General features: G+C 68.2%; 10 protein-coding genes and 1 pseudogene. 6 read left to right on the forward strand and 5 right to left on the reverse strand.

From position 1 onward, the window contains the following. Both DCO49_RS17650 and DCO49_RS17655 read left to right on the forward strand, forming a co-directional pair. The coding region (locus DCO49_RS17650; protein ID WP_133249446.1) for an FtsX-like permease family protein at window positions 1-1,375 on the forward strand (1,375 nt) is incomplete at its 5' end. Between the two features lie 68 nt (window positions 1,376-1,443). Further along, a pseudogene (locus DCO49_RS17655) lies at window positions 1,444-1,665 on the forward strand (DMT family protein); the annotation flags it as partial. A gap of 88 nt (window positions 1,666-1,753) precedes the next feature. Here DCO49_RS17655 and DCO49_RS17660 read toward each other — a convergent pair. The 4 genes from DCO49_RS17660 to DCO49_RS17675 form a co-directional block, all read right to left on the reverse strand. Continuing rightward, on the reverse strand, window positions 1,754-2,680 hold the full coding sequence (locus DCO49_RS17660; RefSeq protein WP_116865108.1) for a DUF6607 family protein: 927 nt from the start codon (window positions 2,678-2,680) through the stop codon (window positions 1,754-1,756). An 84-nt stretch (window positions 2,681-2,764) separates the two neighbouring features. Continuing rightward, window positions 2,765-3,367 carry a Hemin transport protein gene (locus DCO49_RS17665; protein WP_116865109.1) on the reverse strand — a complete coding sequence of 201 codons (603 nt, stop codon included), beginning with the start codon at window positions 3,365-3,367 and terminating at the stop codon, window positions 2,765-2,767. Between the two features lie 241 nt (window positions 3,368-3,608). After that, the gene (locus DCO49_RS17670; protein WP_005412278.1) at window positions 3,609-3,803 is read right to left on the reverse strand and encodes a hemin uptake protein HemP; all 195 of its coding nucleotides are present in this window, start codon (window positions 3,801-3,803) and stop codon (window positions 3,609-3,611) included. Between the two features lie 166 nt (window positions 3,804-3,969). Then, window positions 3,970-4,941: an aldo/keto reductase gene (locus tag DCO49_RS17675; RefSeq protein ID WP_116865110.1), complete on the reverse strand. Its 972-nt coding sequence runs from the start codon at window positions 4,939-4,941 to the stop codon at window positions 3,970-3,972. Between the two features lie 191 nt (window positions 4,942-5,132). Here DCO49_RS17675 and DCO49_RS17680 point away from each other — a divergent pair, with 191 nt between their 5' ends. From DCO49_RS17680 to DCO49_RS17695, 4 genes are all read left to right on the forward strand, one after another. Further along, a complete protein-coding gene (locus DCO49_RS17680; RefSeq protein WP_116865111.1) occupies window positions 5,133-6,431 on the forward strand; it encodes a nucleoside transporter C-terminal domain-containing protein in 1,299 nt (432 codons plus the stop codon). A 25-nt stretch (window positions 6,432-6,456) separates the two neighbouring features. Continuing rightward, complete coding sequence (locus DCO49_RS17685; protein ID WP_116865112.1) at window positions 6,457-7,422, forward strand: ribokinase; 966 nt, start codon at window positions 6,457-6,459, stop codon at window positions 7,420-7,422. Between the two features lie 229 nt (window positions 7,423-7,651). Further along, window positions 7,652-8,647: a tRNA dihydrouridine synthase DusB gene (gene dusB / locus DCO49_RS17690; RefSeq protein ID WP_116865113.1), complete on the forward strand. Its 996-nt coding sequence runs from the start codon at window positions 7,652-7,654 to the stop codon at window positions 8,645-8,647. A gap of 10 nt (window positions 8,648-8,657) precedes the next feature. Further along, on the forward strand, window positions 8,658-9,485 hold the full coding sequence (locus tag DCO49_RS17695; RefSeq protein ID WP_108764083.1) for a class I SAM-dependent methyltransferase: 828 nt from the start codon (window positions 8,658-8,660) through the stop codon (window positions 9,483-9,485). 25 nt (window positions 9,486-9,510) lie between these two features. On the opposite strand, the gene DCO49_RS17700 is transcribed toward DCO49_RS17695, so the two are convergent. Continuing rightward, window positions 9,511-10,566: a metal-dependent hydrolase gene (locus DCO49_RS17700; RefSeq protein WP_116865114.1), complete on the reverse strand. Its 1,056-nt coding sequence runs from the start codon at window positions 10,564-10,566 to the stop codon at window positions 9,511-9,513. Window positions 10,567-10,755 lie beyond the last annotated feature (189 nt).

The following is a 10,755-nucleotide window of genomic DNA, read 5'->3' on the forward strand; positions in this document are numbered from 1 at the left end:
CCGCTCCTTCGCCGCCCTGCCGCCGGCCTCGCTGCTGGCCTATGTAGCTGCGCTGGCGGCCAGCCTGGTGCTGGCGGTGCAGGTCACCGGTGACCTGAAACTTGCGCTGTGGGTGCTGGGCGGCCTGGCTGCGCTGGCGCTGGCCGCCGGCGTGGTCGGCTTCGGCCTGCTGCAGCTGCTGCGCGGCGTGCAGCACCGACTGCATGGCAACTGGCGGCTGGGCCTGGCCGCGCTGACCCGGCGGCGGATGCTGGCGGTGATGCAGCTGGTGGGCCTGTCGCTGTCGCTGTGCGCGCTGCTGCTGCTGGCGGTGACCGGCCCCGGCCTGCTGCAGCAGTGGCGCGAGCGCCTGCCGGAGAACACGCCCAACTACTTCCTGATCAACATCCAGCCCGAGCAGCGCGACAGCGTACTGGCCGCGCTGCAGGGGCTGGGCGCGGCCGATGCCAACGTTGAACCGATGGCCACCGGCCGCCTGATCGCGATCAACGGCAAGCCACCGCTGCGCGTGGACCGTGCGCCGGGGCAGAACGGCCAGACGGCACAGGGCGATGGCCAGCGCGATGACGATGACGAGAACCGGCCATTGAACTTCAGCTGGCGCAGCACCTTCCCGCCGGCCAACACGCTGCTCAACGGCACGTTCTGGAAGGCCGACAGCACCGCGCCGGAGGCTTCGGTGGAGATCGGCTGGGCCAAGCGCTACAGCGTATACCCCGGTGATCGCATCACCATTGCCGTGGGCGAGCAGGAACGAGAGTTCACCGTCACCAGCGTGCGCAAGGCGGACTGGAATACCTTCCGCCCGAACTTCTTCGTGCTGCTCAATCCCAACGCGGTGGGCGATACGCCGCACAACCTGCTGTCGGCATTCCATCTGCCGGCCGGCAAGGCCGCGGGTCTGGGTGCGCTGGTGCGCGAACAGCCGAACCTGTCGCTGCTGGATGTGGACGCGGTGATCTCGCAGGTGCGCGAGGTGATGAACCGCGTCGCGCAGGCGGTGCAGCTGGTGATGGTGTTCAGCCTGCTGGCCGGCGTGCTGGTGCTGCTCGCCGCACTGCAGGCCACCGCCGGCGAGCGCCGCTACGACAGCGCAGTGCTGCGCACCCTGGGTGCTACCCGGCGCCAGCTGCGCGGTGCGGTGCTGGTGGAGTTCGGCGCGCTGGGTGCGCTGGCCGCATTGCTGGCCGTGGGTGCGGCGGCCGGCATCGGCGTGGCGGTATCGCAGAAGGTGTTCGAGCTGCCGCTGCTGCCGCCGTGGCCGGGCCTGCTGCTGGGCGGGCTGGTGGGCATCGGGCTGAGCCTGCTGGCTGGCTGGTGGGGCACGCGGGCGATCCTGCACACGCCGCCAGCGCTGGCCCTGCGCGAGGCCTGACGCGGCCGTGATACGCGCCGGGTGGGGCCGGCGGTATGCTGCGCGCCCCACCCGGTGAGATCGCCCGGATGCCCGGCACGTCGTTCGCTGCTGACCTGTACCCGGTGTTGCTGCTGCTTGGCAGCAACAGCTTCATGACCTTCGCCTGGTACGGCCACTTCAAATACAAGAGCGCGCCGCTGATGATGGTCATCATGGTCAGCTGGGGCATCGCCTTCTTCGAGTATTGCCTGCAGGTGCCCGGCAACCGCCTGGGCAGTGCGGTGTATTCGGCGCCGCAGCTGAAGGGATCGTGCTGGCCGCGTTTTTGATGTTCAGGGAATAAGGGCATCCACGCGTGGCGTGGATCTACCGACGCCCGCTTCCTGCGGCCCGGCGTTACCGGGCCTTTTGCACGAACTCGGCGAACACGGCGTCGATCTGCGCGTCCTTCACCTTCTTGCCCGACTGGATGTCGTCGGCCTGGGTGAACAGCGGGATGATCATTGCCATGCCATCGATCTTGCTCTTCAGGTGCACGCCCGGGGCCTGGGTCAGGAAGCCGTCCCAGCGCTGGCGCACCCTGGCCCAGTAGCCGGCGGTGCCCTTCCAGTAATCGCGCGCGGGGCTGAAGTCGACCTCGGTGGTCCGGAGGTAATCGTTGAAGCCGAACTCGCGGGCGATCTCGACCTGGCTGCCGTCGGCGTTGCGCTGCACCTTGGTGTTGAACTGCTCGTGGGTCCAGCCGTTCGGGGTGAGCGTGTGGCGGTTGACCACGGCCAGTGCGTTGTAGTCGCTGCGCTTGGTGTATTCGCGGCGCGGTAACGGGCGCCAGCTGATGTCGCTGGTCCAGGTCGGCACGTTGTTGTCGTAGCTCCAGGTGCCGGTGCCGCAGTAGCGCGGCGCGTCACTCACCTCGTACACGCACTGGGTCCACGCGCCCTGGTTGATGGCCGCCGGAATCGTGCGCACCTGCCAGGTCTGGTCGGCGCTGAACTCGAAGCGGTTGCGCGCTTCATACACCCAGTCCTGCCGCCAGTGCTTGGTGACGTGGCCGCTCTTCGCGTCCACCAGCAGGTGCTGCAGGACGATGCGCAGCGGGCTGTCCTCGACCACGATCACCACTTCGTTGCCGGCACTGCGCATGGCCGGCGCGCGCTCATAGCCGGGCTTCAGCAGCACGGTTTCATCGAAGGCGAAATCCACGGTGTATTCGCCCTGCATGGCCAGGATGCTGGCGTGGTCACGGGCGATATCGGTGGGCTGGGCGCGGGCGGCACCGGCGACGGCAAACAGCAGCATCACGCTGGCGGCGTGCGACTTCATCAGGGAGTTCCTTGGGGAGTATCAGGTTCGATGGGTGGCCATCCGTGGCCGCGATCGATCCATCAGGGTTCCATCAAACCGGTTTCAGAGGCGCACCAGCGGCAGGTCGCCGGTGAGACGCGGCGCGGGCCGGCGGGCGGCGTCGGCGCAGCAGCAGTCATCGATGGAGAGTTCGCCCTCGGCACCCTCCAGCCGTGCGATGCGGCGCGCGGTGGCCGCTCCCAGCGAGGACAGCGTGGACAGGCTGGCGGCCAGGGTGCTGCCATCGTCGGCGGCATGCAGGCGCAGCGCGCACAGGCGCCAGCGCTGGCCGCCCAGGTGGCTGGCCAGGCGCCGCCACAGGCGCTCCCCGACACTGCCTTCGGCATCGTGTTCCGGGCCCGGCGGCAGCGACGCCACCAGCCGGTCCCAGGCGAGGAAATCGCTGTCCGGCAGCAGGTACAGGCGCCAGACGCAGCGACCACGCCCATCGAGGAAGCACAGGCTTTCGCGCAGGCCTTCGCTGTCCACGCCCTGGCAGGCATGCACCGACACGGCCTGACGCCAGCCACCCAGCTCACTGCTGTCGGCGTGGTACAGGCACAGCACGGTGCCCAACGCGGCCAGCTGCGCCGGCGTGGGCCAGGCCTGCAGCGCGTGGTGCGGCAGGAAGGACGACAGGCGACGGGCGGACAGGGCTCGGCTCATGGGATTCACCAGGACACGGCAGGGGTGGCCGACAGGGTCGGACCGGTGGCGTACGCGTCGCTTGGACGCGCGGCGAGGCAGCAGGTCATCGGCAAGGGCCTGACCAGGCAGAGGGGGAGCCCCCGGCCACCGGCACGCCAGGCGTGCACGGACAGCCGAGGGGGAGAGAGCGGGAGCGGACGGGTCGCCCACCCTGCCAGCGCTGCTGGCAGGAGGGAGGGAGGCGGGCGACCAGACCGCGTTACTTGGTCAGGATCAGCTTGTCGTTGCTGGTGTGGCGCAGCCGGTAGAAACGGTCGCCGTGCTGGATCAGGATTTCGCGGCGGCCCTTCAGCAGGGCTTCGCTGTCGATCACTTCTTCCGGCGGAACGACACGCACCGGACGGTCGCGCAGGGTCAGCGTTTCGGGGCGCAGCAGTACAGGTTGGGCATTCATGAGCATCTGGACTCGTGCGAGGGACACGTTAGATGATAATGATTCTCAGTTAACAATCAACAACCATTCTCAATCCCATTGATGAGATTTATGATCGATTTCTCAATTTCGATAGATCACATCAATGGAAGGTGCGGATCGGAAGCCGATCCGCACCGCCAGGCCCTCAGGCGAAGGCCGCTTCCACCTGCGCCCAGCCGGCATCGTCCACCTGCTGCAGCACGTCCAGCGCCTGCAGGTTCTGCAGCAGCTGGCTGACCCGGCTGGCGCCGAGGATCACGCTGGAGACATTCGGGTTGCGCAGGCACCAGGCGATGGCCAGGCTGGCCGGGGCATGGCCGAGCTCGGCGGCAACCTCGCTGAAGCGGCGCACCTGGGCCAGGCGCACGGCAGCGTTCGGGCCCAGCACCAGGTCCTGCAGCCAGCCCATGCCCTCGCGGCCCAGCCGGGCATCGGTGGGAATGCCCTGGTCGTACTTGCCGCTGAGCAGGCCCGAGGCCAGCGGCGAGAAGATGGTGGTGCCCAGCCCGGCGCTGGCATACAGCGGGGCGTACTCCACTTCCACCCGCTCGCGGTGCAGCAGGTTGTACTGCGGTTGTTCCATCGACGGCGCCTGCCAGTTGTGGCGGGCGGCGATGTCCACCGCCTCCTCGATCTGCGTGGCCGACCACTCCGAGGTGCCCCAGTACAGCACCTTGCCCTGCCGGACCAGCGTGTCCATGGCATGCACGGTCTCGGCGATCGGCGCGTCCGGATCCGGGCGGTGGCAGTAATAAAGGTCGAGGTAATCCACCCGCAGGCGCTTGAGGGCGGCATGGCAGGCGTCGGTCACATGCTTGCGCGACAGGCCACGCTGGGTCGGGCGCGGGTCCTTGGCGCTGCCGAAGAACACCTTGCTGGACACGCAGTAGCCATCGCGCGGCAGGCGCAGGTCGGCAATCACGTCGCCCATCACCTGCTCGGCGCGGCCGTTGGCGTAGCCCTCGGCGTTGTCGAAGAAGTTGATGCCGTGATCCCAGGCGGCAGCTACCAGGTTGCGGGCCTCGTCACGCGGCACCTGGTCACCAAAGGTCACCCAGGCGCCGAAGGACAGGGCGGACACCGGCAGGCCGGTGGAGCCAAGGCGACGGTAGAGCATGCGATTCTCCTGTTGCAGGCCCGCATACGGGCCGGGATCGAGCCCCATTCTACCCGCCCCCGTCGGCGGCAAGCCCTTGCCGTTGCTGGCCTGATCGGTGCCGATGGGCCCGCGCACGCCGCTTTTCCTTGCCCCAGCCCCGGCCCTGCACTAGGCTTCCCGTTTTTCGCGCGCCCCCGGGGGGAGCTCTCATGGTCGAAGGTTTGGGCAGGATCGGCTTCGGCCTTTTCGGGTTGGCGGTGCTGATCGGCATCACCTGGCTGTTTTCCAACAACAAGCGCGCGGTGGACTGGAAGCTGGTCATCACCGGCATCACCCTGCAGATCGCCTTCGCGGCGCTGGTGATCCTGGTACCGGGCGGGCGTGACGTGTTCGATGCCCTGGGCAAGGGCTTCGTCAAGATCCTCAGCTTCGTCAACGAGGGCTCGGGCTTCATCTTCGGCTCGTTGATGGACACCCAGAACTACGGCTTCATCTTCGCCTTCCAGGTGCTGCCGACCATCATCTTCTTCTCGGCGCTGATGGGCGTGATGTACCACCTGAACATCATGCAGGGCATCGTCCGCGTGATGGCGTGGTCGATCACCAAGGTCATGCGCGTGTCCGGTGCGGAAACCACCAGCGTCTGCGCCAGCGTCTTCATCGGCCAGACCGAGGCGCCGCTGACCGTTCGCCCGTACATCGCCAAGATGACCCAGTCCGAGCTGCTGACCATGATGATCGGCGGCATGGCGCACATCGCCGGCGGCGTGCTGGCGGCCTACGTGGGCATGCTTGGCGGCGGTGACCCGGCGCAGCAGGCCTTCTACGCCAAGCATCTGCTGGCGGCCAGCATCATGGCGGCCCCCGCCACCCTGGTCGTGGCCAAGCTGCTGATCCCGGAAACCGGCACCCCGCTGACCCGCGGCACGGTGAAGATGGAAGTCGAGAAGACCTCCAGCAACATCATTGACGCGGCTGCGGCCGGCGCCGGCGACGGCCTGAAGCTGGCGCTGAACATCGGTGCGATGCTGCTGGCCTTCATCGCCCTGATCGCCCTGCTGAACGCCCCGCTGACCTGGATCGGTGATGTCACCGGCCTGGCCGCCGCCATCGGCAAGCCGACCAACCTGTCGACCATCTTTGGTTACGTGCTGGCCCCGATCGCCTGGGTCATCGGCACCCCGTGGGCCGATGCCACCACCGTCGGCTCGCTGATCGGCCAGAAGGTCGTCATCAACGAGTTCGTGGCCTACACCGAGCTGTCGCAGATCGTGAACGGCCAGATCGCCGGCGTGTCGCTGTCCGACGAAGGCCGCCTGATCGCGACCTACGCCCTGTGCGGCTTCGCCAACTTCAGCTCGATCGCCATCCAGATCGGCGGCATCGGCGGCCTGGCCCCGGAACGTCGCCACGACCTGGCCAAGTTCGGCCTACGCGCGGTGCTGGGCGGTACCATCGCCACCTTCATGACCGCGACCATCGCCGGCGTGCTGACGCACTTCAGTTGAACCCTTGTTTGAGAAGAAATCCCCTATGAGCAGCAGTGTCGTTGTCGTCGGTTCCTTCAATGTCGATCACGTGTGGCGGTGCGAAGCGCTGCCGGCGCCGGGCGCGACCATTGCCGGCCGCTACAGCACCGGCCCGGGTGGCAAGGGCTTCAACCAGGCCGTGGCTGCCTGCCGGGCCGGCGCCGACACCACGTTCGTGTGCGCGCTCGGCGATGATGTCGGTGGCGCCACGGCGCGTGACCTGGCCGCGCAGGATGGCTTCGCGCTGATCGCCGAGGCCAGCAGCGAGCCGACCGGCACCGCCGGCATCTACGTCGATGCCCGTGGCCGCAACACCATTGTCATCGGCCCCGGCGCCAATGCCGCGCTGAGCACCGCGTTCCTGGAACAGCAGCAGGCGCTGCTGGCCGGTGCCAAGGTGGTGCTGGTGCAGCTGGAATCGCCGGTGCAGACCATCGAAGCCGCGCTGGCTGCGGCGCGCGAAGCCGGTGTCACCACCGTGCTGAACGCCGCACCGGCCGACGCCCCGTCCAGCATCGGCCTGCTGAAGCTGGCCGACGTGCTGACCCCGAACGAGACCGAGTTCGCTTCGCTGCTCGGCCGCCATGTGGGTGAGCGTGTGGATGCCGACGACGTGGCTGCGCTGGATGGCGCCAGCCTGCACGCGCTGTGCCGCAAGCTGGTTGGCAACGGCACCGTGGTGGTCACCCTGGGTGCGGTGGGCGTGTTCGTTTCGCACGCCGACGAGAATCTGCGTGGCGACACCCAGCCGTACTACCGCGTGGGCGCCGAACAGGTGCAGGCCATCGACACCACCGGTGCCGGCGATGCCTTCAACGGTGCGCTGGCGGCCTCGATCGCCCAGGTGCCGGACGCGCCGTTTGCCCGCCACGTGCGCTTCGCCAACCAGTTCGCCGGCCGATCCACCGAGAAGGAAGGCGCCGCTGCGGCGATGCCGCGCTTCACCCCGGCCGACGCTGAAGTCAAATAACGCTTCGCTGCTGAAGTAGATCCACGCCATGCGTGGATGAGAAGCCCGGGCATGCAGATGCCCGGGCTTTTTTGTGCCCAGCCGCCCACCATGACCGGCCCGTGGGGGCGGCGGAAGCGACCAATCAAGCATCTGCTGATGCCGGTGTGGCATGAGGTCGGTCCGGATTGGCCTGAACAGGGCCGCCCTTGGCGGCGCGGCGGCGGGCCCTGCGGCCTACAATGGGCACATGCAGATCGGCCCGTACACCATTGCCCCCAACGTCGTGCTGGCCCCCATGGCCGGCGTCACCGACAAGCCCTTCCGCCTGCTGTGCAAACGGCTGGGCGCGGGTCTGGCCGCCTCGGAAATGACCATCAGCGACCCGCGCTTCTGGACCACGCGCAAGTCGATCCACCGCATGGACCACGAGGGCGAGCCGGCGCCGATCAGCGTGCAGATTGCCGGCACCGAGCCGCAGCAGCTGGCCGAGGCGGCGCGCTACAACGTCGACCACGGCGCTCAGATCATCGACATCAACATGGGTTGCCCGGCCAAGAAGGTGTGCAACGCCTGGGCCGGCTCGGCGCTGATGCGCGATGAACTGCTGGTGGCGCGCATCCTCGAAGCCGTGGTCAACGCGGTGGACGTGCCGGTCACCCTGAAGATCCGCACCGGCTGGGACTGCGACCATCGCAACGGGCCCGTGATCGCGCGCATCGCCGAGGACAGCGGCATCGCCGCGCTGGCCGTGCACGGCCGCACCCGCGACCAGCATTACACCGGCCAGGCCGAGTACGGCACCATCGGTGAGATCAAGTCCGCGCTGCGCATCCCGGTCATCGCCAACGGCGATATCGATTCGCCGCAGAAGGCCGCCCATGTGCTGCAGCAGACCGGCGTGGACGCGGTGATGATCGGCCGTTCCGCGCAGGGCCGGCCATGGATCTTCCGCGAAGTGGCGCACTACCTGGCCACCGGCCAGGAACTGCCGCCGCCCTCGCTGGAGGAAGTGCGCGACATCCTGCTGGGCCACCTGCATGCGCTGCACGCGTTCTACGGTGAGCCGCAGGGCGTGCGCATCGCCCGCAAGCACCTGGGCTGGTACGCCAAGGACCGGCCGGAGAACGCCGCCTTCCGCGCGGTGGTCAACCGCGCCGAGGACCCGGCCAGCCAGATCGCGCTGACCACCGAGTATTTCGACCGCCTGATTGCCGGGGAACCGGCGATGCCCTCCGCTGCCTGATGCCACGACCATGACGCCGCCGATCTCTTCCCCGACCTACCTGCACGGTTTTTCCGGCACCGAACAGCAGCGCCTGATGACCCAGGCGCGCCTGCTGGAATCGAGCATCTTCAGCCAGATCGACTACACCGGTGCGCGCCATCTGCTGGAAGTCGGCAGCGGCGTCGGTGCGCAGACTGAAATCCTGCTGCGCCGTTTCCCCGAGCTGCACGTCACCGGCGTGGACCTGAGCGAGGCGCAGCTGGCCACCGCGCGTGAGAACCTGGCGCGCACGCCGTGGTGCAGCGACCGCTACACCCTGCAGCAGGCCGATGCCGGCGAACTGCCGTTCGAGGCGCGCAGCTTCGATTCGGCCTTCCTGTGCTGGGTGCTGGAACACGTGCCCTCCCCTGCCCGCGTGCTGAGCGAAGTGCGTCGCGTGCTGGCCCCGGGCTCGCCGGTCTACATCACCGAGGTGATGAATGCCTCGTTCCTGCTGGATCCGTATTCGCCGCACATCTGGCGCTACTGGATGGCCTTCAACGATTTCCAGCACGACCACGGCGGCGACCCGTTCGTCGGCGCCAAGCTCGGCAACCTGCTGCTGGCCGGTGGCTTCCGCGACGTGCACACCGAGATCAAGACCATCCACCTGGACAACCGCGAACCGGCACGCCGCAAGACGATGATCGCGTTCTGGGAACAGCTGCTGCTGTCGGCCGCCGACCAGCTGCTGCAGGCCGGCGCCGTCGACGAGGAAACCGTGGAGGGCATGCGCCGCGAATTCCGTCTGGTGCAGAACGACCCGAACGCGGTGTTCTTCTATTCGTTCGTGCAGGGCCGCGCGACGGTGTACTGATGTACCGCCCGCGCGATGCGCGGGTTCACGGGTCGATGTGCAGGGTCGCCGCCGGCGGCGCCTGCCAGATCCGCTCCCACATCACCGCCAGCCGGTGCCCGGCATCGGCGCGTGCGGCCGGGCTGCTGTAATCCATGCGCTGCTGCTGCGGCACGATCGCCCGCCACTGCCCGTCCACCTGCTCGGCCACCGCGAAGTTGAAGGTGTAGTCCGGCTCCAGGCCCATGCGCAGGTCGCTCAGCACCAGCTGGTTGTCCACCACCTGCGCGCGCATGAAGCCGCGGTTGAACCACTGCAGCCGCTGCACGGCCGGAATCGCGGACGCTTCGCGCAGCGCCTGCACGTTGGACGGGTAGCCTTCAAACCGCATCGGCCCGTGGTCGGCCACCAGCGAACGGTCGCCCACCACGTAGCCGCTGGGCGTCATCGCCACCACCCGCCACAACAAGGTGTTGAAGGGCATCGGCACCGAGAACCGCGGCGCATCGCCCAGGCCCATCGCGGCCAGGCTCTGCTGTGCGGCGCGGTCGACCTGGGCCTTGGCCACCAGGCCCCAGCCCAGGTAGGCCGTGCTGGCCAGCAGCGAGACGCCCAGCACCTTGCCCGCCCAGGGCCGTGCGCGCGCGAACCAGGCCACGACGCAGCCCAGCAGCAGCCACACGGTGTAGGCCGGATCGATGATGAAGACGCTGGAACCCATGGTCGGATGCGGCCGCAGCGGCCACCACAGCTGGGTGCCGTAGACGGTGAACGCATCCAGCAGCGGATGGGTGACCAGGGCCAGCTGGATCGCCCAGAACCAGCGCGCCGGTGACTGCGCCACGCGGCCTTTGCCGAAGCGCTTGAACAGCCACCAGATCAGCGCCGCCACCCACGGCAGCACCAGCAGCGAATGGCTGAAGCTGCGGTGGTCGACCATGTTGGCCACCGGGTCGGCCGCGGCGAAGCCGAGCCACAGGGCATCGAGGTCGGGGAGCGTGCCGAGTGCGGCACCGGCCAGCAGGGCCGCACGGCGGTGGCCGGGCGGAGCGATGGCGGCAGCGACGGCACCACCGAGAACGATCTGGGTCAACGAGTCCATTCGCTGATGCTAGCCGCTTGCGCGTGGTGTATGTAGAGCCGAGCCGATGCTCGGCGGCTATTCGTTTGGCGCCACGACAGCCGAGCATGGGCTCGGCTCTTATCTCTTCCGACTCTGGCACCTTAGGTGCCGAGAGCCCGGCGCGGACGACCGTTCGGCTCTAGGTCTTTTCGATCGCTCTGTAGCAAG

Source organism: Stenotrophomonas sp. SPM (assembly GCF_003105135.1).
Lineage (GTDB): Bacteria > Pseudomonadota > Gammaproteobacteria > Xanthomonadales > Xanthomonadaceae > Stenotrophomonas.